Annotated in this window: 20 protein-coding genes; 4 read left to right on the plus strand and 16 right to left on the minus strand. The window is 68.6% G+C overall.

Translation table 11 applies throughout. The annotated features are described in order from the left end of the window. Positions 1 to 70: 70 nt before the first annotated feature. Positions 71 to 964, minus strand: a complete 894-nt coding sequence (gene thiL / locus B4V04_RS12580) for a thiamine-phosphate kinase (RefSeq protein ID WP_498232100.1) — start codon at positions 962 to 964, stop codon at positions 71 to 73. 277 nt (positions 965 to 1,241) lie between these two features. Between thiL and B4V04_RS12585 the strand changes: the two genes are divergently transcribed. Continuing rightward, positions 1,242 to 1,601 (plus strand): hypothetical protein, encoded by a 360-nt coding sequence (locus B4V04_RS12585; RefSeq protein WP_498232460.1) that lies wholly within the window; start codon positions 1,242 to 1,244, stop codon positions 1,599 to 1,601. 109 nt (positions 1,602 to 1,710) lie between these two features. Beyond that, positions 1,711 to 2,796, plus strand: coding sequence for an isocitrate lyase (gene aceA / locus B4V04_RS12590; RefSeq protein WP_498232101.1), 1,086 nt, complete (start codon positions 1,711 to 1,713; stop codon positions 2,794 to 2,796). A 148-nt stretch (positions 2,797 to 2,944) separates the two neighbouring features. Here aceA and B4V04_RS12595 read toward each other — a convergent pair whose 3' ends face one another. The 3 genes from B4V04_RS12595 to arcS form a co-directional block, all read right to left on the minus strand. Next, a complete protein-coding gene (locus B4V04_RS12595) occupies positions 2,945 to 3,109 on the minus strand; it encodes a DUF7838 family putative zinc beta-ribbon protein (protein ID WP_498232102.1) in 165 nt (54 codons plus the stop codon). Between the two features lie 74 nt (positions 3,110 to 3,183). Beyond that, on the minus strand, positions 3,184 to 3,879 hold the full coding sequence (locus B4V04_RS12600; protein ID WP_498232103.1) for a helix-turn-helix domain-containing protein: 696 nt from the start codon (positions 3,877 to 3,879) through the stop codon (positions 3,184 to 3,186). Between the two features lie 101 nt (positions 3,880 to 3,980). After that, a complete protein-coding gene (arcS, locus tag B4V04_RS12605) occupies positions 3,981 to 5,783 on the minus strand; it encodes an archaeosine synthase subunit alpha (protein WP_498232104.1) in 1,803 nt (600 codons plus the stop codon). Between the two features lie 80 nt (positions 5,784 to 5,863). On the opposite strand from arcS, the gene B4V04_RS12610 reads away from it, so the two are divergent. Beyond that, a complete protein-coding gene (locus B4V04_RS12610) occupies positions 5,864 to 6,310 on the plus strand; it encodes a pyridoxamine 5'-phosphate oxidase family protein (protein ID WP_498232105.1) in 447 nt (148 codons plus the stop codon). Positions 6,311 to 6,502: 192 nt separating this feature from the next. Here the strand turns inward: B4V04_RS12610 and B4V04_RS12615 are convergent, their stop codons facing one another. The 12 genes from B4V04_RS12615 to B4V04_RS12670 form a co-directional block, all read right to left on the minus strand. Continuing rightward, on the minus strand, positions 6,503 to 7,315 hold the full coding sequence (locus tag B4V04_RS12615; protein ID WP_498232106.1) for a twin-arginine translocation signal domain-containing protein: 813 nt from the start codon (positions 7,313 to 7,315) through the stop codon (positions 6,503 to 6,505). Between the two features lie 326 nt (positions 7,316 to 7,641). Beyond that, positions 7,642 to 8,460, minus strand: coding sequence for a hypothetical protein (locus B4V04_RS12620; RefSeq protein WP_498232107.1), 819 nt, complete (start codon positions 8,458 to 8,460; stop codon positions 7,642 to 7,644). A 253-nt stretch (positions 8,461 to 8,713) separates the two neighbouring features. Next, positions 8,714 to 9,631, minus strand: a complete 918-nt coding sequence (locus B4V04_RS12625; RefSeq protein ID WP_498232108.1) for a DMT family transporter — start codon at positions 9,629 to 9,631, stop codon at positions 8,714 to 8,716. Positions 9,632 to 9,821: 190 nt separating this feature from the next. After that, on the minus strand, positions 9,822 to 11,327 hold the full coding sequence (gene tgtA / locus B4V04_RS12630; protein ID WP_498232109.1) for a tRNA guanosine(15) transglycosylase TgtA: 1,506 nt from the start codon (positions 11,325 to 11,327) through the stop codon (positions 9,822 to 9,824). A gap of 77 nt (positions 11,328 to 11,404) precedes the next feature. Continuing rightward, positions 11,405 to 12,181 (minus strand): Nif3-like dinuclear metal center hexameric protein, encoded by a 777-nt coding sequence (locus tag B4V04_RS12635; protein WP_498232110.1) that lies wholly within the window; start codon positions 12,179 to 12,181, stop codon positions 11,405 to 11,407. Between the two features lie 126 nt (positions 12,182 to 12,307). After that, positions 12,308 to 13,288 (minus strand): plastocyanin/azurin family copper-binding protein, encoded by a 981-nt coding sequence (locus B4V04_RS12640; RefSeq protein ID WP_498232111.1) that lies wholly within the window; start codon positions 13,286 to 13,288, stop codon positions 12,308 to 12,310. Between the two features lie 251 nt (positions 13,289 to 13,539). Beyond that, on the minus strand, positions 13,540 to 14,880 hold the full coding sequence (gene hemA, locus B4V04_RS12645; protein ID WP_498232112.1) for a glutamyl-tRNA reductase: 1,341 nt from the start codon (positions 14,878 to 14,880) through the stop codon (positions 13,540 to 13,542). Continuing rightward, positions 14,877 to 15,554: a precorrin-2 dehydrogenase/sirohydrochlorin ferrochelatase family protein gene (locus B4V04_RS12650; protein ID WP_498232461.1), complete on the minus strand. Its 678-nt coding sequence runs from the start codon at positions 15,552 to 15,554 to the stop codon at positions 14,877 to 14,879. The genes hemA and B4V04_RS12650 overlap by 4 nt, the downstream gene beginning before the upstream one ends. A gap of 31 nt (positions 15,555 to 15,585) precedes the next feature. After that, positions 15,586 to 16,671: a siroheme decarboxylase subunit beta gene (gene ahbB / locus B4V04_RS12655; RefSeq protein WP_498232113.1), complete on the minus strand. Its 1,086-nt coding sequence runs from the start codon at positions 16,669 to 16,671 to the stop codon at positions 15,586 to 15,588. Between the two features lie 89 nt (positions 16,672 to 16,760). Then, complete coding sequence (locus tag B4V04_RS12660; protein ID WP_498232114.1) at positions 16,761 to 17,228, minus strand: DUF7112 family protein; 468 nt, start codon at positions 17,226 to 17,228, stop codon at positions 16,761 to 16,763. Between the two features lie 13 nt (positions 17,229 to 17,241). Beyond that, positions 17,242 to 17,646 (minus strand): 30S ribosomal protein S6e, encoded by a 405-nt coding sequence (locus B4V04_RS12665; RefSeq protein ID WP_498232115.1) that lies wholly within the window; start codon positions 17,644 to 17,646, stop codon positions 17,242 to 17,244. Between the two features lie 104 nt (positions 17,647 to 17,750). Continuing rightward, on the minus strand, positions 17,751 to 18,566 hold the full coding sequence (locus B4V04_RS12670) for a lipoate--protein ligase family protein (RefSeq protein ID WP_498232116.1): 816 nt from the start codon (positions 18,564 to 18,566) through the stop codon (positions 17,751 to 17,753). Between the two features lie 138 nt (positions 18,567 to 18,704). Between B4V04_RS12670 and B4V04_RS12675 the strand changes: the two genes are divergently transcribed. Beyond that, the gene (locus tag B4V04_RS12675) at positions 18,705 to 20,384 is read left to right on the plus strand and encodes a sensor histidine kinase (RefSeq protein WP_498232117.1); all 1,680 of its coding nucleotides are present in this window, start codon (positions 18,705 to 18,707) and stop codon (positions 20,382 to 20,384) included. Positions 20,385 to 20,403 lie beyond the last annotated feature (19 nt).

Genomic DNA, 20,403 nt, shown 5'->3' on the forward strand with positions numbered 1-20,403 from the left:
TGACGGGGCGCCGTTTATAATACGCCGGCGGTTCGCGCGCCCGGCCCGCCCCGTCGGCCGCCCGCCTCCCTCACCCGTGCGTGTAGCCGCGGTCCGTGAGGGGGTCGCCGTCGGCGGTCACCCCGTCCGTCGCGTCCACGACGCTCCCGACGCGCACGAGCCCGCCGGGGCAGGCCTCGCGGGCGTCGTCGAGGTCGTCTTCGGGGACCGCGCAGACGAGCTCGAAGTCCTCGCCGAAGTGCGCCGCCAGCTCGAACCGGTCGGTCCGGTTCTCCGCGACATCCTCGACCGCGGGGTGGACGGGGAGCCGGTCGCGATCGAGCGCGAAGCCGACCTCGCTCGCCTCCGCGAGCTGGTGGAGCGACCGAGCGAGCCCGTCCGAGGAGTCCATCATCGCGGTCGCGCGCCCGGCGAGCGCGACCCCGTCGGCGACGCGGGGCGCGAACCGGAACAGGGTGTTGGCGCGCTCGACTGAGCCCTCGTCGCCGCGGTCGAAGAGCCGGAGCGCGGCCGCCGACCGCCCCCACTCGCCGGTGACGCAGAGCGCGTCGCCGGGGCTCGCGCCCGCCCGCGTCACCGGACCGGCGTCCGTGACCTCACCGATGGCGGTCGAGGCGGTCGTGAACTCCTCGTGGCCGTCGAGGTCGCCGCCGACGTACTCGGCGTCGACCGCCTCGCAGACGTCGACCGCGCCGGCGACGAACCGGTCCAGCTGGTCGGGATCGAAGTCGCTGTCGGCGTAGACGGCGACCGCGGCGGTCGCGCTCGCTCCCATCGCCGCCACGTCCGAGAGCGACGCGCCGACCGCGCGCCACCCGGCGGTGTAGCGCGTCGTCCCGGGCGGGAAGTCCGTGCGCTCGTGGAGCATGTCGGTCGTGATGACGGTGTCGCCGACGACGGCGGCGTCGTCGCCCGCGTGCGGCAGATCGGCGGCCAGCCGGCGAAGCGCGTCGCGCTCGTTCACGGGCGAGACAACGCACCGGACCCGGTTAGTATGGATCGGTCCGGCGCTCGCGATCCGCGCGCTCGGCGCCCCGATCGGCCACCATGTCCCGTGGTACCACGCATCATTTTAAGGCGTAAAACAGATTAACGAATATTATCATTATCGATCATTATGTTTATTACCATCCCTCCGAACGAACCGAGTGCAATGTCAGTACCCGTATCCGGACACGCGGCAGCGCGACGCGCCGACCGACCGATCACCAGACGACCACCGCAACCACCCACACGACCCGATGACGACACCTGACGACACCACGACGCCCGAGACGACCCGAACGACAGACCAGCAGACGACAACCGGCGACCGGTCGACGACCGAGACCGATCGATCGACGACCGAAACCAGCCGGACGCCGACCGCCGACACTTCTCCCCCGATCCCCGGCCGCACGCCGATCACCGAGGAGGCGGGCGCGCCGATCGTTCCGCGGACGCGGACGTCGACGACCGAACGGACCACGACGACCACCGATCCGACGCGACGGTCCTCCCGCCGCCCGAGCCCGCCCCCGACCGACGCGGAGCGTGACGCGCCGCTGGTCCCGGACCTGCGTCCGACCCGCCGCCCGCGGACCGACGGGGGGTCGCGATGAGCGCCGTTCCCATGGCGGGAACCGGACGCGGACCGCGACCGGACCCGACGACGTTCACGCGACGCGCGACCTATCAGTTCACCGACGGCGACACCGCGGAGTGACACCCATGCATCCCAACGAACTCGACGACGACGTCTTCGAGAGAGATATCGACAACCCGGCCGGCCGCCGGCTCCGCGAGCTGTTCGCGGAGCAGGAGTACACGTTCGCGCCCGGGATCTACCACGCGCTCGACGCCCGCCTCGCGGAGATGGCGGGCGTCGACGCCGCCTACATGAGCGGCTACTCGACCGTCCTCGGCCAGTTCGGCTTCCCCGACCTGGAGATGGTCACGATGACCGAGATGGTCGAGAACGCCAAGCGGATGGTCGAGGCGACGAACCTCCCGGTGGTCGCCGACTGCGACACCGGCTACGGCGGCGTCCACAACGTCCGCCGGGCGGTCCGCGAGTACGAGAAGGCCGGCGTCGCCGCCGTCCACATCGAGGACCAGACCTCGCCCAAGCGCTGCGGCCACATCGCCGGCAAGCAGATCGCCTCCCGCGAGCAGGCGCGGTCGCGCTTCGAGGCGGCCGTCGACGCGAGGCAGAGCGAGGACACGGTGATCATCGCCCGCACCGACGCGTACGGCTCCGCCAACGGCGACTGGGAGGAGCACCTCGAGCGCGGCCGGATCTACGCCGACGCCGGCGTCGACATGGTCTGGCCGGAGATGCCCGACCCGTCCCGCGAGGACGCGGTCGAGTACGCCGAGACGATCCACGAGACCCACCCCGACCTCGACCTCGCGTTCAACTACTCCTCGTCGTTCGCGTGGAGCGAGCAGGAGGACCCGCTCACCTTCGAGGAGCTCGGCGACCTCGGCTACCAGTACATCTTCATCACCCTCTACGGGCTCCACTCGGGCGCCCACGCGGTGTACGAGGACATGCAGAACATCGCCGAGAACGACGAGCGGGCGCAGTTCGACCTCGAGGACCGCTACCTCGGCCACGAGACGGAGAGCCACCACGAGCTCTCCTTCGTCCCCCGGTACCAGGACGTCGAGGCGCGCTTCGACCCCGAGGCGTCGGCCCGCCAGGAGGAGTCCGCGGGCTTCACCGAGGAGGAGAACGACCCGATCACGGCCGCGGAGGACGGAGAGGCCGAGGGAGAAACCGAGGAGCCGCCCGCCGCCGAAAGCGACGACTGATCGCGGAACCGGTCGCGGACCGTAATCGGTCACGGAACGAGACCGGAATCGGCCGGTCGTCTCGCTTTTTTTTATCGCCGGTGGTCGGTCGCGGTGCGAGAGAACGAGAGGGTGCGTGAGACCGCAGGTTCAGACTCCCGCTCGTGGATCAGGACGGGAGCGTGTCGATCCCGTTGATCTCGACGTAGCCGTAGCCGCACTCGGGACAGCGCCACTTCGTCTTCTCGCCGAGGTGGAGGGTCATCGCCGCGGTCCGGTAGAACGACTGGGTCTCCCCGCACGAGGGACAGTCCACGTCCTTTTCGAGCGCCATGTGCGCGGATCCGTCCGGCGCGGTTTTGAAGCTACTGATTCGGCGGTCGTCGTCGTCTCGCACGACGCCGCTCGTCAGGTCCGTCTGAGGGACAGCGCGACGAGCTTCTGTTCGGCGGCCCGGAGGTGCTGGTGGAACGTCGCCGGGCAGATGTCGAACCGCTCGGCGAGCTCCTCGGCGGTGATCGCTCGCGGCCAGTCGTAGTACCCGGAGTCGTGCGCCGCTCGGAGGACGTCCCGCTGGCGATCGGTCATGTCCGCTTCGAGCGCCGCGCGGAGACACCCCTGCCCGAAGATCGGCGTCCCGTGGGGCTGCGTTCGTTTGACCGTCAGCTCGGCGTCCGGATAGGCGTCGAGGAACCCGTCGATGACCGTCGCGACGTCCTCGGACGGCGGGACCTCCGCCCCGACGGTCCCGGTCCCGCCTCGGCTCTCGACGGTGCAGGGGAGCGCGCCCGACTCGCCGAGAAAGACCGCGGGACACCCGTCGTCCACGACGAACTCGAACAGCACCTCGTCCTCGAACCGCTCGACGAGACGCGCCTCCACGGACGGATGGTCGTCGGCGTGCGCGAGGACGGTCTCGGGCTCGGCGCCGCCGACCGAAAAGAACTCGGCGTAGCTCCCCGCTCCCCGCGGGATGAACTCCTTCAGCAGCGCCTCCGCGCCGTCAGTCTCTGACACCGCGACGAACGGGTGGTCGGAGCTCGTAAGGGAGAATTCGACGTACGTCACCCGCTCGTCCGGCCGAGGGGAGTTCTGGGACGCCATGACGTGACCGTTCGCTCTTGACCGGTTTCACTCTTCGGGGCCGCGACCGCACAGTCACACGCCCCGATAGATTCGGGAGGCGAGGTGTAACGGCGGTCCGCTCACTTCTCGTCGACGTGCCGGACCTCGCTGGCGACGCCGCGCGTCGAGTCGACCATCTCCGGGCCGGACATCTCGGCGCGGCCGACCGCGAACGCCTTCGGCCCCTCGATGACGACCTCGTCGCCGACGCGGATGTCGTCGTCCGCGTCCACGACGCCGGGCGCCAGGACGGAGCCGTGCGGGACGAACGGGTCGATCCCGACGCGCTTGGTGGGGGCGTCGCTCTCGGCCCAGCGGCGCGCGCCGGCGAGGGTGAAAGAGAGGGTGCCGTACTGGGGAACCATCGTCGCGAGCTGCTCGCCCGGCTCGCCCTCGCGGCCGGCGTCGGGGTCGTCGCCCCACACCTGGAGCTTGGGATAGCGCCCGGTGGTTCGAATTGAGGCCTCGCCCGGCCCGCCGAACAGGTCGTCGCCGGCGCCGTCGCCGAGCAGGTAGTCGGCGAGGGCCCGGACCGTGTTGTGCTCGCGCTCGCGCTTGCTGTAGGCGGGCTCGCCCTGTAACGCGGCGTTGAGCTCCCCGAGCGACTCGTCGCTCGTCGGGTGGCCGACGCAGGTGTACTCGAAGGGGACGTCGACCGCGGGGTCGTCCGCGACGCGTTCGCAGATCTCGCGGTAGCCGTCCTCGGGGACGTGCGCGATCACCCGCGAGTAGTCGTTCCGCGTCAGGTACCGCCGGAGCACCTCGGCGACGAACCCGATCTCGTCCTCGCTCCAGTCGCCGGTGACGACCGCGTCGTAGTGCTGCGCCGGGTACGTCGTCTCCAGCTCTTGCGGCACCACGCCGATCGGCGACGTCATCGAGACGGTGTGGCCGCGCCACTGGATCGCGTCGTGGAACTGCCCGTGGCTCTGGGAGTCGCTGTACGGCTTGGTGGCCGAGCAGGGCACCAACACGAGCGGCTGGTCGGCGAAACGATTCTGATACCGGCTCGTCACGCGGTCGGCGAACCGCCGGATCTCGACGCGGTCCAGCGTCTCCGCGGTCGCCGCCGTCACCTCGGCGTCGCGCATCAGCGGCGTCCGCTCCTCGAGGTACCCCCACTGGTCGTCGAACTCGCGGAACGCGGCCGTGAGCCACTGCTCGTGACGGGCCTGCCCCTCGACGTAGTCCCGGAGGCGACCCGCCCGGATCCGCTCGCGGACCCGTCGGAGCTCGGCGCGGAGCGCGTTCACGTTGTGCTCGGCGCAGTCGGCGCGGGTGAACTCCTCGCGGGGCGTCGCGCAGGCGGGACAGGCGCACGGCAGCTCGTCGAGGTCCTCGAGGAAGTGCTCGGCGTCGGCGGTGAGGTACTTTCCTTCCGTCCCCTTCGTCCGGGCGAGCGTCGCGTCCACGAGGTCGACGCCGGCGTACGCGAGGACGGCGACGTTCAGCGGCGTGGCGACCCCGGAGAGGAACAGCGCGGTGTCGGCCGGCAGCGACGCCTTCGCCGCCACGATCGCGTCGCGGAACGCCTCGCCGTGGCCGACGAACCCGGACGCGTCCGAGAGCAGGTACGCGTCGGCGTCGACGTCGCGGGCGCCCGCGCTGTCGACGACGGCCGCGGACGGGTAGTCGACGTCGGGGTGATCGACCGCGAACGACTCGCGGACCTCCTCGCGGGTCCCCGCGGGGAACGAGCGGTGCGGCAGGACCGTGAGCGCGTCGTCGTTGCCGTCGGGGACCGCTCGGTCGCCGGCCCAGAGGCTGCCCGCGTCCTCGAGGAACGGGTCCGCGAGCGCCGGCGTCGTCACCGGCTCGGCGAGCCGCAACTCCCCGAGTCGGGCGGCGCCGTCGCGCTCGTGGACCTCGAAGTGGTCGGTCATACGTCCCCTCGCGCGGGGACGGTCAATTCTCTTGTGTTCCGCGCCGCAACCGTTACGCCGGACCCGACCGATGGGATCGCATGGAGCTGTCCGGCCCGTGGGACCGCGACCGCGTCGACGAGTTCCTGACCGACGCGCGCGTGCCGGTTCGGATCGGCTGTCGAACTCCCAGGGACGACCCGTGGATCGTCTCGCTGTGGTTCTCGTGGGACGGCGCCGTCCACTGCGCGACGAGCGCCGACGCCGACCTCGTCGACTTCCTCGCCCACGACGACCGCGTCTCCTTCGAGGTGTCGACGAACGACCCGCCGTATAAAGGGGTGCGGGGCCGCGGCCGGGCGACCGTGTCGCCGGACGGGGAGAAGGAGCTGCTCTGCGCCCTGCTGGAGCGGTACCTCGGCGGGGTCGACAACCCGACCGGCGACCGGCTCCTCCGCCCCGAGCGCGAGGAGGTCCGGATCCGGATCGAGCCCGAGCGGCTCCACGCGTGGGACTACTCGGAGCGGATGGGGTCGGGGGAGAGATAGTATCGCGCGGCCGTTTTTCCGGGCCCCGTTGAAATTCTCAGAACGTGACGGGAAGTGGTTGCTGAATACAGAGGATGTAATCAGCACAGCGGTATTTATAGACGAAAGCAATACCGGTGGACGAGCCGGTCTAATTATCACCGTAATTCAATCGAGTTGTCGAGCTAAGTTGTACGGCCACGAACCCGAAATCTAATAGTACATACAATAATTAAAGACACAGTATTTGTTGATAGTTGTACCCCCAGTTATAACATCGTTTCCTTTACCATCCAAACCCCCACGTTCGCGGCCGTCGGGAAACACAACCCAGTGGGCAACGAGGTCTCCATCTTCAGTTTCGGCTTTGTACAGTCCGGCATCACCGGTCGCCTCGTGGGCGCTGAAGGGGAATGGCTCTCCATCCGCCAGGGCCAGGGTCCCGAGGAACGTGTCGTCAACCAATGCCAGTTTGATCTCAATATTTTCGTCCGTAGACGGTCCATTATCTTCGGTTAGTGTTATCCCACCGGTGTCGTAGTCACCGGTCTGGTAGATTCTGATCGTGGGGGCGGCACCGATCTCACCGTTACACAGATACACAACTAACTCCGCGTCCTTCTCGGACTCGAACTGCTCGGCGTCGTCTCCCGGTCGTGATATGCCGACGAATAAATCGGGGCCCCGAATACCGCCGACCTGCCCGACGTAAGTAGTACTACCCGACCGCCAGTCTTCGTAGGAAACCGCCTGCAGCGTCTCGCCCTTGACCTCGGTCTCCAAGGTGTCGAGATGAAGCTGCGGTACCCTGATATCGTCTACACCCTTGGTCGGCTCGGATGTGTCGTCTTCAGGGGGATCTGGTTGGGCCTCGCCGGTGCTCGCGCAGCCACTGATGGCGAGAGTCCCTGCTGCAACCGTGCCGGCTTTCAGCAGTGTTCTGCGTGATACGTCCGAACTTGATTTGGTGGTGGCCACCGTCGTATCATGCTCAAACAGGTCGTCGTTCGTTGGGTTGTGATCCATTACTAGCCCTCCAAATTGTAGGTAGCGTGAGTGGTCAGCATAATATCACCTGTTGGAATCGCTGCAACCACTGACTATTGTTCAATAGACGAGAGATATACACGGCTACAGACACGGCCCAATCCACCGGGCCGACTCGGGCAAGATACGCGCGATCTATTCAGCATGGTATCAACAATCCTCCCGACACCTGTCAATGGCGAACTGACCGATACAGAGTATGCAGTCAGCAATGGAACTACGTTATTTTCTCCATCTAAATCCTGAACCAACCGATAGAACGTGCTTGCGTATTGACCAGTTCAAGAAAAAATCGGCATCCGCATTTACTCTGGGGGGCGACACTCAACCACTGTTCCATCTTGAGGTGATTTGTATTCCTCGTCAGTTCGCCGGATAACGTACTCCGTGACATAATATTGGACAGGGTCCGATTTTCCAAAGTCTTTCGCCGCAGCACCTCTCTCTGTTATAATAAGCAGGACAGGTGTCCCATTGACATCGAAGTAGATTCCTGGCGGATACCGATTATTGAGTGAAGCATTAGGTGAATTGTTTTCAATCAACTCTTCGTATCGAGTCGTAGGAGAGGTACGATGTTTTCTATAGGCCGAATCTGCGGCTGATGTTAATACTTCTTGGAGTTCTTGGTCTTCAATCTCAGAAATTGGGATATACTCAGGATCATCAGGTACCGCGCTCTCATCTATCTGTATTCTCTGTTCATATTTTGGGATGCCATCAGAATCAACTTCGATTGCCTCCAAAAGTATATAATCTTCAATACTTACTGACCCACCATATGTGACCGTCACGTGAAATCCATCAGCGACCTTATCCGGTGTTTGATCTAGCTCTACGAAGATACTCGGGGAATGGAACTGTGTATCGGCGTGTTTTTCAACCTGATACGCTTCCTCATAGGCTGTGACAAACTCTCCCACGGATTCGTATCCTGTAACGAACCCTCCCACAGAGCGTGTGTAAATGTCTCGTGGCCACTCCACACCAAGATCAAGAGATGTGGGGCACTGATCCGGTAGTTCGTCTTCACTTGGTGGTTCCGAGTCACCAGAGGTCGTACAGCCAGCAAGGCCTACACTAGTGAGAGTTGCCAGTACTGCACGGCGGGTATGAGAGGTCACTAACAGGAAAAACTCGGCAACTGGTAAGTGTCTTGTTCAAACATGTTCCGTGCGTCCCCGATACTGGATGCCTGATAACTGACACCGTGCGCTTCTTGAGTCCACTGTACTGAGCGATTCAAGCGAGTCGTCTTGACCGACTCGCGCTCTGTATTCCGCGCGAATGGAGGAGGTGTCGCCGTTGGGGGGTTTCAACAAAGCCAACCGAGTAGCAAACGACCGCCGCGAGGACGGCGGATACTGGTCGAGCCAGTTAGTCGCCGGTCGCTGGTGCGGCCTCGTCGATGAGTGCGTCGCGAATGGCGTCGCGTTTGACGAGCGCGAAGCCGACGGCGATGACGAGGAAGCCGACGATGGTGGTCGCGGCGAGGCGTTCGTCGAGGAAGAACCATCCGATTATGGCGGCGAACACGGGGGCGACGTACCCGAAGAGGTTGACCTCGACGGGACCGAGGCGGTCTAGGAGTGTGTAGTAGAGGAGGTAGCCGACGACGCCGGCGGCGAGCACGAGGAACCCGAACGCGATGAGTACGTCCGGGGTGAGGGCGACGGTCTGGGGTTCGCCGCGGGCGAGGCTGGCGGCGTGGAGGACGGTGCCGCCGACGAGCATCATCCAGCCCTGGCGGGCGGCGACGCCGAGCGTGGGGGTTTCGCGGCGGAGGGCGACGGCGGCGAGCGCGAACACGACCGCGCTCGCGGTCATGAGTGTGACACCGAGTGGGTCGGGCGGCTGTATGTCTGTGGGGCCGGGTACGACGAGGATGCTGGTGCCGACGAGGCCGAGGAGGATACCGAGGACGCGCGTGGGCGTCGGGCGGGCGGTGTCAAGGGCGACGACGGCGAACGCGACACTCCAGATGGGGACGGTGGCGAGGACGACCGCGCCGACGGCCCCAGAGACCATGGTCTGGCCGACGAAGAGGAGGCCGTTGTGGACAGCGATCATGCCGACACCACCGATCAGGATAGTCGTGGCGTCGGCGCTGGTGGGGCGGACCTGTCGGCTGCGGGCGAGTGCGTACCCGAGGACGACGACGCCGATGGCGTCGAACCGGAGTGCGGCCATCAGCAGCGGCTCGACGCCCGCTTTCGCGGCGCGTATTGCGGGATAGGAGGCGCCCCAAAGAGCGGCGAGCGCGAGGAACCCGAGGGCGTTCTCGTAGCGCTTCACGTGCCGACGCAGGCGACCGCACAGAATAGCTTTTGCGTGGTGAGAACGCCCAACACGATACGGGCCGTCACGATGCCCGCTAATTGTTCAGTCCCGGGGTTCGTCTGGCAAGTGTCTTCTGCCCGACTCGCGCCCTGTATTCAGCACAGCCACGGAAATCTGTCACTGATTGAGGGTTCAACAACCCCCGTTACCCGGACCGCCCGAGCGTCCGGAGATCCTCCGTCTCGACGCGATCGGGGACGGCGTCGAGCGCCGCCTCGGGCCACCCGTCGTGGCCGAGCGTGATCGCGGTCTCGGGGTTCGCCTCCGCGAGCGCGGCGACGCCCTCTGCGGCGGCGACCCGCGCCGCGTCGTCGAGCCGCTCGGGGACCTCCGCCGTGAGCGGGTACGTCTCCGAGAGCGCCCGCGGGAAGGGACCGAACGGCGGTTTCACGCGCCACACGGCGTCGTAGTCGTGCGTGGAGGGCGCGTTCGACTCCGTGAGCAGCAGGCGGTCCGGGACCTCCAGCCGGGCGAGCCGGTCGCGGTGCCGGCGGATCTCGGGGCGCCGGGCCGACTCGTGGGAGGTGTAGAAGAACGCGTCCTTCGACACCGGGTCGGTGCGCTCCAGCTCGTCGGCGTGGTCCAGCAGCGCCCGGTAGCCGTCGAGCATCGCGGGGTGGCCGCGGGCCCGGCGATCGACCAGTCCGAGGAGGTTCCCCGACCGGATCGCGGCCTTCACGCGGCGGAGCTCCTCGAAGGTGACGTGGAGGTTGTGCTCGGCCAGCAGCCGCTCGGCGGACGCGTCGGCGTCCCCGTCGCTCCCGTCCATGTCCCGGAGCCCCGCCGGCGTGTGCTCGGCGCAGACCGGACACGAGCAGGGGAAGTACTCCATCTCCGCGAGGTGTTCCGTCCCCGACACCGTCAGGTAGCGCCCGTCGCGCGCCATCAGCGCGTAGGCGGCCGAGTCGAACAGGTCGCAGCCGGCGGCGACCGCTAACGCGAGCATCATCGGGTGGCCCGCGCCGAACAGGTGGACGGGCGCGTCCGGGTCGAGCCCGCGCTTCGCGGCGCGCACCGCCTCGACGACGTCGGCGTAGCGGTAGGAGTTGAGGAGGGGAACCATCGCGCCGACCGGGAACACGTCGAGGTCGGTGGTCGTCGCGTGCCGTCCAGCGGCCTCTCGGAGGTCCGGGAACGTCGACCCCTGCACGGGGGCGTTGACGAGCATCTCGCCCGTCTCCGCCGCCTCCGCGTCGGCGAGGGCGCGCTCCGTCGTCTCCAGCTCCCTTTCGGCGCGCTCGCGGTCGACGTCGGGCGGGGTGGGGACGTCGACGGGGGTCGCCACGTCGCTCCCGATCCGCCGCTGGAACTCGATGATCTCCTCGGTGGTGACGTCGATGTCGCCGTACTCGGCGAGCTGGAAGGAGCCGGAGTCGGTCATGATCGCGCCGTCGAAGCCGAGGTAGTCGTGCAGGCCCTCCTCGACGACCCGGTCCCGGATCCGGTCCGTGCTCCGGATGATGTAGGAGTTGGTGATCAGCATCTCGGCGCCGAACTCCTCGCGGAGCCGCGAGGGCTCGACGGTGAGCACGTTGGGGTTGACGACCGGCAAAAGCGCCGGCGTCTCGACCGTGACCCCGGCGCGGGGGACCTCCAGCCGGCCGATCCGCCCGGCGGCGTCGTGGTCCCGGACCTCGAAGTGATCGCGCATACCCGGAGTGGGCGGACGCGAGCGGTAAGGGTTGCGTTCGGGGGCGACGGGGCGTTCGGGGGAGAGTCGGGTCGCTCTCAGAGCCCCGTCGGGTGGCTCACGTACTCCGTCTCCAACCCCCACTCCGCCGACAGCGACTCGAGGGACCGGACCCCGAACGTCTCGGTCGCGTAGTGGCCCCCGAGGAACACCGTGATCCCGGCCTCCCGGGCGTCGTGGTAGACCTGTCCCTTCCCCTCGCCCGTGATCAGGGCGTCGGCGCCCGCGCCGACCGCCTCGTCGAGCCAGTCGACGCCCGACCCGGTGACGACGGCGACGCGCTCGATCTCGTCGGGGCCGAACTCGAGCACCCGCGTCGGACGGTCCTCGGCGTCGGGTTGCCCCTCGAACCCGTCGAGCGTCTCGCGGATCGAAGCCGCGGACCGAGGGGCGTCGAGCCCCCCGACCGTCCCGATCGTGACCGGTCCGATCTCGCCGAACGGCTCGCGGTCGCCGAGCCCGATTGCACTCGCGACGCCGGCCGCGTTGCCGAGGTCCGGATGGCCGTCCAGCGGGAGATGCGAGACGTACAGGGCGAGGTCGTTCTCGACCAGCGCCTCGATCCGGTCGTAGGTCTGCCCGGTGACGCGATCGATCCCGCCCCACGAGATCCCGTGGTGGACGACGAGAACGTCGGCGCCCGCCTCGGCGGCGGCCTCGATCGTCGCGAGCGCGGCGTCGACCGCGAACGCGACGCGCTCGACCTCGGCGTCGCCCGGTCCCACCTGTAGCCCGTTCGCGCTGGCGTCGACGTCGGCGTACGCCGCCGCGTCGAGCTCGTCGTCGAGCCGCTCCGCGTACTCGGAGAGTTTCATGGCGACGGATACGGTCGGAGCGTGATAAAAGAGGGCGGACCGTCGGAACCGACACCGGCCGGTGGAACTGAACGTGTGGCGAACGACACGGCGGGCTATTGATTCGGAAACCGGAGCGAAGCAGGCTCACTCGCTCCGGTGTTCCGCGACCACGTCCGCCCACGGGATCGGACCCTCGTTCACGATATTTGTCGGTTCCAACGCGTCGGATTCCAGGACTTCGGCGGAACTCGGAATGTTCGGATCGAGGCCACCGAGGATGCTCGGGATCGCGTTCTCCGCTATCGGTGGACGGCCCGTCTGCTGTACGTCCAGTTCCGGAACGTCTCCATCGCCGTCGTGGACGACGATCCGATGGACCATCCCGAACGTCTGATGGGGCGAACAGTAGAGGTCGTAGACCCCCTCAGTTTCGAACTGATAGAGCCAGTACCCGCCGACGGGCGGCATCGGCGAGGAGATCGGTCCGACGCCTTCGGGAACGCGGTTCTGTCGGCCATGACCCTCGTGGTACGCTGCGACCAAGTGATCGGGCGATTCCGCGCTGTAGAGGACGACGTCACCGGGTTCGACGTGGAGGCCCGCCGGGTGGTAGTGGAAGCCGAGAGTGTCGCTGACCAGTCCGGCAATATCGACGACAGTAAACGTTTCCTCCCTCACGGTGATGACAGTTACATCTGGATTATGCAGGTTTTTGTCGATGATTTCTCCGTCGGCGGCTTCGGAATTGATTGACTCGGTCGTCTCCGCCGAGAGTCCCCCCTGCTCTGCGACTGCGAAGAGCGGCCCCGGAATGTCGATGTGCATCTCGATCTCGTGGTCGGGACGGACCGGCGGCCGGAACTCCTCGAAACACTCTTCGGATGCGTCGCCGGCACAGGGATTGCCCTCGGCAACGGGCTTCCCGAAGATCGGGTCGATGTAATTCGGATTCGAAGCGCCGTCGCCCGTGCCCGGGCCACCACTACCATCGTCAGACTGCGCCGACACAGATCCAGTTCCGACGCCGAGGGCCGCGGACGCAGCAGCGGCTTTCAGTACGGGTCGCCGCGCGATTCTGTTCTCGAGCTCGTAGTCGTGGTTGGCGTTCGGTGTCCCTTCTGACATGGCGTATCACCCGCCACTGAACGTTCTCCCGCCACCCGTCTCCGTTCCCCCTCACCGTCGCAGAACGTTCGTCCAGAGCTTCGGCAGCATGTATGTTAAGTGTTACCATGGAACAGTCCAGGCGACCGTAGAAGTCAAAACAGATACACGAATCGCGTATTCAGCACGCGGTTCTCGTCAGTACGGACTCATTTCAACAAACCCGAACAGGTCACAGCGCTTCGGAACAACCGTTCCCCGCCCGAAACGACCTAATCGTCCAGCTCCTCGGCGACCGACTCCGGCGGGCCGTCGAGCTCGGGCGCGCCTCCCTCGCCCGGCGACTCTCCGCCCGGGACCTCGGGCGGCGCGTCGAACTCGGGGTCGAACAGCCGGAGGGCGGTCCGGATCGTCTCCCAGTCGTCCTCGCCGGCGGCGTCGCGCAGCGAGCTGGTGGGGGCCGCGAGCAACTGGCCGACCAGCGCGTCCGCCATGTCGCCGACGGTCTCGCGCTGCTCGTCCGTCAGCCCGCCCTGCGACTCCAGCTTCGAGAGCGCGCGGTCGACCTCCCGGGCCTTCACGCGGTCGGCGCCCGCGTACATCGCGGAAATGGCGTCGTCCGCGCGCTTGCGCTTGTACGCCCGCAGGATCCGGTCGAGCTCCTCGTCGATGATCGCCTCGACCTCGCGCGCCTCGGCCTCGCGGCTCTCGCGGGTCCGCCGCGTCACGTCCTCTAACGCGTCGATGTCGTACAGCGTGAGGCCGTCGCGGTCGGAGACCGACGGGTCGACGTCGCGGGGCTGCGCGATGTCGATGCAGACGAGCCGCCCCGCGTCCGCGACGTGTTCCGGCTCGATCACCGGATCCGGGCTCCCGGTCGCCGAGATCACGAGGTCGGCGTCGGGGACGACCGCCGGGAGGTCCGCGAGCGACACGGCCTCGGCGGGCGTGTCGACCTCGCCGGCGACGAACTCCGCGTTCGGAACCGTCCGGTTCGCGACGACGATCTCGGAGACGGCCGTGTCGTCGAGCGTCCGGGCCGCGAGCGTCCCCATCTCGCCGGCGCCGACGACGACCGCCGAGCCGTCGGTGAGGTCGATCTCGGTCGCGGCCAGCCTGACCGCGGCCGAGCCGAGCGAGACGACGCCCTCGTTGATCGACGTCTCGTTGCGCGCGCGCTCCCCGACGTGGAGCGCCTTCGTCACCGCGTCCTTCAGGACGGGGCCGATGCCGCCCGCGGACTTCGACTCCTCGTACGCCTCCCGCAGCTGGCCGATGATCTGGTCTTCCCCGAGCACGAGCGACTCCAGCCCGGCGGCGACGCGCATCAGGTGCTCTAAGCTCTCCTCGTGGTCGAGGCGGCGGACCGCGCCGCCGCGGACCTCGGGGGCGAACGACGCCAGCGCGTCGGCCCCGTCGACGGTCCGGTCGGTGACGACGAACGCCTCCGAGCGGTTGCACGTCTGGAGGGCGAACGCCTCCTCGACGCCGTCGCGCGCGAGCAGGTCCGAGACGGTCGCGCGGACGCCGTCGCCGCCGGCCGACTCGATCTCGTCGACCGTCGCGCGGGAGTGAGCGACGCTCACGCCGGCGATTGCTCCCGTCTCCTTCATCCCTTGAGTACCTCCTCGATCACGGAGTACGCCTCTTGGCGACCGTTGGATCTCCCCTTTTGTAAACCCTTCCAAACCCCCTCGGATCGCACGACTCGACGGATCGCCTCCCGGCGCGTCTCGGGCTCGATCCCGCGCTCTCTGAGCTCCGCGCGGAGCTCGCCGGAGAGCTCCGCCATCGCGCCCGCGCCGTCGATCTCGGCCTCGACGCGCTCGCGGAGCGCCTTCGCGAGCGCCGGGCTCGCGCCCCCCGTCGACAGCGCGACCCGGACCGGGTCGTCCTCGACCGTCGCCGGCACGACGACGCTCCGGGCGTCGCGGCCGTCCCCGCTGTCCGCGGCCGACACGTCCGTCCGGTTGACGAGCAGACCGGCGTCGAGCGCGGCGGCCTCGGCAGCGGCGTTGACCGCGGCGTCGTCGGTCGCGGCGACCACGAGGGCCGGTTCGAGCCGGTCGATCCACTCACGAACCGCGTCGGCGTCCGGGGCGGCCCGGACGAGCTCCACGCTCCGATCTCCCTTCCCCGCGAGGTCGACGAGCCGGTCGTCGAACGCCGGGCTCGCGACGACGACGCGGGCCTCGCCGGCGAACCGCGACGCCTTTCGCGCGCCGACGCTCCCCCCGCCGAACACGAGCACCGACTCCCCGGCGAAGTCGTGATACAGCGGGATCACGACCGGCACCTCGGGACTCCGATTCGGCGGGTCACGCCGTGTTGCTGTCGGCGCGGTCGGCGATCCGGATCCCCGTCTTCTTCAAGATTCGCGTCGAGAACAGCGTGTCCCAGTCGTCGGCGCCGACGTCCCAGTGCTCGTCCATCAGCTCTTTCACCTCCGCGATGCGGCGCTCGCTCTCCGCCTCCGTCCGTCCGTGCGTCATCGCGAAGAAGTTGTACTCCCAGACGCCCGCGTGTCGCGGGCGCTCGTAGCAGTGGGTGACGAAGTCGAGCGAGGCGACGGCCGGCCCGACCTCGTCGAGGGCGTCCTCGGGCACGTCCCAGACCGTCATCCCGTTCTCCGTGTAGCCGAGCGCGTAGTGGTTCGGGATGACGCCGACGCGGCGCACCTTCCCCTCCGCCTCGAACCGCTTCACCGTCTCGATCACCCAGTCGACGTCCGCGTCGATCGCGGCCGCCACGTCGGCGTACGGCGTCTCCGTGATCGGGAGCCCGCCCTGGATCTCGACGACGAGGTCGCGCTCGTCGGGCGTGAGCTCCCCCCCGTCGCTCGGCTCGACCGCGGGGCCGAGTTCCGACAGGTCGACGTCGCCGTCGGAGACCGGGCCGTCGACGAGGAACTTCGCGCCGACGTGGAATTCCCGGAGCTTCGGCAGGTTGTACGTCTCCTGGCCCGTCGCCGCCTCGATCTCGGCGAGCACCTCCTCGACCCGGTCGCTCCCGTCCTTGTCGGGGTCCGGGTGGTCGGCGACGCTCACCACGAACCACATGTTGAGGTGCGGGTGCTCGCGCTCGTAGTTGTGCGCGACCGCGGTGAACTCGTTGACGGTCTCCGCGATCTCGTCGTAGCGGTCCTCGGGCGCGTGCATCGCGACGAGCGACGCCGCCCCGCCGATCTCCTCGGCGTTGACGAGCGCGCCGAACCGCGAGAGGATGCCCTCCGCGTCGAGCTCGCGGACGCGATCGCACAGCTCGGCCCCGGTCACGTCGACGCCGCGCTCGCGCAGCGCCGCCGCGGCCGGTTCGAAGGGCCGCTCGGTCACCGGGAACCCGCCTTGGAAGGCGTTGATGATCCCGCGGTCGAGCGCCGTCAGATCCGCGTCGACCTCTCTCATGCCTCCGGATCGGGTCCGAGCGAGAATAAGCGATCCGACCCGCGGGCGGGGGCTCGACGCGCCCTCGATCCCACGCCCCCGACGCCGACTCAACCGTCGAGGTCGCGCGCGATGTCCGAGAGCGACGACGGCGGGCCGCGCGTCGCCTCGTACACGACGCGCTCGCCGGGGATCCGGAGCCCGTACAGCTCCCCCGGCACGACGACGTCGAGGACGACGCTGTCGTCCGGCCCCCGGTCGTTCGCGTCGAGCCACGCGACCAGGCGGTTCTCCCCCTCGCCCGCGTCCCGCGCGAGCCGACGGTTGTCGAACGCGCCGCGGATCAGCCGTCCGGCGCTGTCGGCCGTCACCGGCGCGTGGTACTCCTCGCGGTCGATCGCGACTCGGATCACGTCGCCGGCGGTCATCGACAGCGACTCGCAGCTTCCGGACTCGACGCGGCCGCCGAGCTCGTCGTCGTCGGGGATCCGCACGCAAGGGCGGCGAGTGCCGCCGCTCCGGGCGAGCGAGACGCGAATCGAAGCGACGCCCTCGTCGTCGGAGGGAACGCGGGGCATCGAAAGCGGGGGCTTACTCCTCGTCGGCGTCGGCCTCGGCGTCGCCCTCGCCGAGCGCGGCGGCGACGTCGTCGCCCTCGATCACCGAGACGTTGATCTGCGCGACGTCGTCGTCGATCTCGCGGCCGCGGACGGTGATCCGCTTGCGCTCGCCCTCGCGGGACGGCTTGAAGCCCACGCCGCCCTCTAAGAGGAGCTCCTTCAGGCGGGTGCCCGAGACGTCCTCGCGCATCGGTCGACCGGTCTCGTCGGAGCCGCCGGTGATCTCGATCGTGTGCTCGGAGAGGCCGACGGCGTCGCCGCCGATCTCGTCACCGATCTCGCGACCGAGGAACCGGTTTGCGTCCTGTCCGTCGACCTCTCGCTGGAACGTCTCGCCGCTCTCGGGGTCGGCGATGACGACTTTGAATTCGGCCATGGGCGAACCGAGACCCCCGCGAATAAAAAGCACGTCGAAACCGCGATCCGGACCGATCGGCCTTCGAACCCGGTTCGGCGGGTGGATTCGACTCGGAAACGGAGTCACCGCTCGGCGTCGATCCGCTCGACTCGCCGCGACCCGTCGCCCCACGGGCCGTCGACGAACGCGTCCTCCAGCGCCCGAGCGACGCGTTCCGGGTCGTCGGGACCGCCGGCCGCCGCGACGCTCCCGACCGCCTCGGGATCGAACGGCACGCCGAGGGCGTCGTAGACGGCGTCGCTGACGGCGGCGATCTCCCTCGCGTCCGCCGGCTCAACGACGACGCACCCGGCGACCAGCGCCGCGTCCGCCCGGACGCGCTGGGCGGTCCCCGACACCTTCCCGCCGCCGGCGACGCGCACGGAGTGGTCGCCAGGGCAGAACGACGCCGGCGGCTCGCCGGCGACCACGTCGGCGCCGAGCCCGCGGAGCCCCCCGATCACCGTCTCGACGGCGCGGTCGTACCGCTCCGTTATCGATCCCCGCGACCTACTCGTCGCGTCCCCGCCGTCCAGCGACTCTCCTGTTGCGTCCCCGCCGTCCAGCGACTCTCCTGTTGCGTCCCCGCCGCCCAGCGACTCTCCTGTTGCGTCCCCGCCGCCCAGCGGGACCGCGTGCGCGAACGCGATCGTGTCGCCGGCGTACGCGACGGCCCGGCCGCCGACGTCGCGCTCGACCGGGCGGAACCCGCGGTTCGCGGCGATCCGCTCGGCCCGATCGAACCCGTCGGTGCGTGCGTCTCGGCGACCGAAGGCGACCTGCCGCGCCGGGGTCCACACGCGGAGCCCGGGTTCCCCGGTACCCGCTTCCGCGAGGAGCGACGCCGTCAGCTCCCGATCCGTGTCCGGGTCGCCGGCGGTCCCCCTGAGCACGCGCATACCGGTCCGCAGGTCGGCGGCGAACAAGCCGGTTTCGGCCGGGAGGCGGCTTCTGTCCGTAGCCATAGTCCGCCGAGGGCGGCCGCCCGGGCGTATGACACAAACGTTTTGCCGGCGCTCGGACTGGGTCACGTATCGATGAGCGATCTCGGCGCGCTGCCGGTGCGAGCCTACCTCGCTGCCTGCCTGCTCGCCGGGATCATCGGCCTGTGGCTCGGCGGCGTCGCGTGGCGGGACCGCGACCAGCCGGGCGGGACCGAGGTCGCCCTCTACCTGCTCTGCGGCGGCGGAATCTCGCTGCTGTACGCGGTCAGGGTCGCCAGCCCGAGCGAGCTGGTCATGGTCGTCACGCTCAACCTCGCGACGCCGCTCGTCGCCGCGGTCCCCGGCATCTGGACGGCGTTCACGCTCGCGTTCGCCGGCCACGACCGGTGGCGGACGGAACACCGGATCGTCGCGCTGGCGACGCCCCCCTTCGTCTGGGTGCTGCTCGCGTGGTCGAGCGCCACGCACGGCCTCTCCCGGCGCTCGCTCGCCGCGGTCGTCGAGGGACCGTTCTCCCTGCTCTCGTACGATCTGGGCCTCGCCGACGTCGGGTTCGTCCTCTACGCGTACGGGCTCTGCGTCGTCGGCGTCCTCGTCGTCGTGGACCTCTACCAGCGGACCGGGAACCGGTACCGGCTCCAGACGTTCGTGATACTCCTCGGAACGCTGTTCCCGTTCCTCGCCGGGATCGCCACCGTGGTCGACTTGGGGAGTTACGCGAACCTCACGTGGTTCCCGTCGGCGCTCGTCGTTCACGGCGTCTTCCTGTACGGAACGGTGTTCTGGCTCGGGACGCTCGACGCCGCGGTCGTGGCCCGCGACACCGCCGTCGAGGTGATGCAGGACCCGGTGATCGTGGCCGGCTCCGACGGTCGCATCCGCGACCTCAACCCGGCCGCCGAGGAGCTGCTCCCGCCGGACGCGGTCGGCTCGTCGCTCTCGGCGGTGTTCCCGCGGCTGGAGGTCGGCGTCGAACACCCGATCGCCATCGGCGGGCGGCAGTTCGACATCCAGGAGGACCCGATAACGGACCCCCGCGGGACGGACCGCGGTCACGTGTTCCTGCTCCGGGACGTGACGGAGCGGGAGCGCCGACAGACGGAGCTGGAGCGCCGCGAGGCGGAGCTGGAGCGGCAGAACGAACGCCTGGAGGACTTCGCCGGCGTCGTCTCCCACGACCTCCGGAACCCGCTCGCCGCGGCGACCGCCGCGGTCGAACTCGCGCGCCACGACGACGGGGAGAACGACGACGCGCTGGACCGGGCGGCGAACGCCCACGAGCGCATGGACGACCTGATCGAGGGCCTCCTCTCGCTTGCGACCGCGGGACGCTCGGTCGACTCCGTAGACCGGGTTTCCCTCGACGCGACCGTCCGTCGGGTCTGGTCGCGGCTCGAGACCGCGGACGCGACGCTCTCCGTCGAGGGGCCGGACGCGACGGTGTTCGCCGACGGCGACCGCCTCGAACAGCTGCTCTCGAACCTGTTCCGCAACGCGAATGAACACGCCGGCGACGACGTCGCGGTGCGGGTCGAGGTCGACCGCCGCGAGGACGGCGTCGCGCTCGCCGTCGCCGACGACGGTCCAGGCGTCCCGCCGGAGCAGCGCTCGGAGGTGACCGAGCGCGGCGTCTCGCTGGAGGGCGGGACGGGCCTCGGGCTCGCGATCGTCGTCGACATCGCGGAGGCGCACGGCTGGAAGCTCTCCGTCGAGGAGTCCGAGTCGGGCGGCGCCCGCTTCGTGATCGTCGGCATCGAGCCCGCGGACGGGTGAGGCGACTCCCCGGACCGAT

The organism is Halorubrum sp. B52 (assembly GCF_059752555.1).

Coding starts and splice junctions, on each gene's coding strand:
- B4V04_RS12585 (WP_498232460.1), top strand. CDS start 1,242: ATGACGACACCTGACGACACCACGACGCCCGAGACGACCCGAACGACA.
- tgtA (WP_498232109.1), bottom strand. CDS start 11,327: ATGCGCGATCACTTCGAGGTCCGGGACCACGACGCCGCCGGGCGGATC.
- B4V04_RS12675 (WP_498232117.1), top strand. CDS start 18,705: ATGAGCGATCTCGGCGCGCTGCCGGTGCGAGCCTACCTCGCTGCCTGC.
- B4V04_RS12670 (WP_498232116.1), bottom strand. CDS start 18,566: ATGCGCGTGCTCAGGGGGACCGCCGGCGACCCGGACACGGATCGGGAG.
- B4V04_RS12640 (WP_498232111.1), bottom strand. CDS start 13,288: ATGTCAGAAGGGACACCGAACGCCAACCACGACTACGAGCTCGAGAAC.
- B4V04_RS12660 (WP_498232114.1), bottom strand. CDS start 17,228: ATGCCCCGCGTTCCCTCCGACGACGAGGGCGTCGCTTCGATTCGCGTC.
- hemA (WP_498232112.1), bottom strand. CDS start 14,880: ATGAAGGAGACGGGAGCAATCGCCGGCGTGAGCGTCGCTCACTCCCGC.
- B4V04_RS12600 (WP_498232103.1), bottom strand. CDS start 3,879: ATGGCGTCCCAGAACTCCCCTCGGCCGGACGAGCGGGTGACGTACGTC.
- ahbB (WP_498232113.1), bottom strand. CDS start 16,671: ATGAGAGAGGTCGACGCGGATCTGACGGCGCTCGACCGCGGGATCATC.
- arcS (WP_498232104.1), bottom strand. CDS start 5,783: ATGACCGACCACTTCGAGGTCCACGAGCGCGACGGCGCCGCCCGACTC.
- B4V04_RS12665 (WP_498232115.1), bottom strand. CDS start 17,646: ATGGCCGAATTCAAAGTCGTCATCGCCGACCCCGAGAGCGGCGAGACG.
- B4V04_RS12595 (WP_498232102.1), bottom strand. CDS start 3,109: ATGGCGCTCGAAAAGGACGTGGACTGTCCCTCGTGCGGGGAGACCCAG.
- aceA (WP_498232101.1), top strand. CDS start 1,711: ATGCATCCCAACGAACTCGACGACGACGTCTTCGAGAGAGATATCGAC.
- B4V04_RS12615 (WP_498232106.1), bottom strand. CDS start 7,315: ATGGATCACAACCCAACGAACGACGACCTGTTTGAGCATGATACGACG.
- B4V04_RS12635 (WP_498232110.1), bottom strand. CDS start 12,181: ATGAAACTCTCCGAGTACGCGGAGCGGCTCGACGACGAGCTCGACGCG.
- B4V04_RS12610 (WP_498232105.1), top strand. CDS start 5,864: ATGGAGCTGTCCGGCCCGTGGGACCGCGACCGCGTCGACGAGTTCCTG.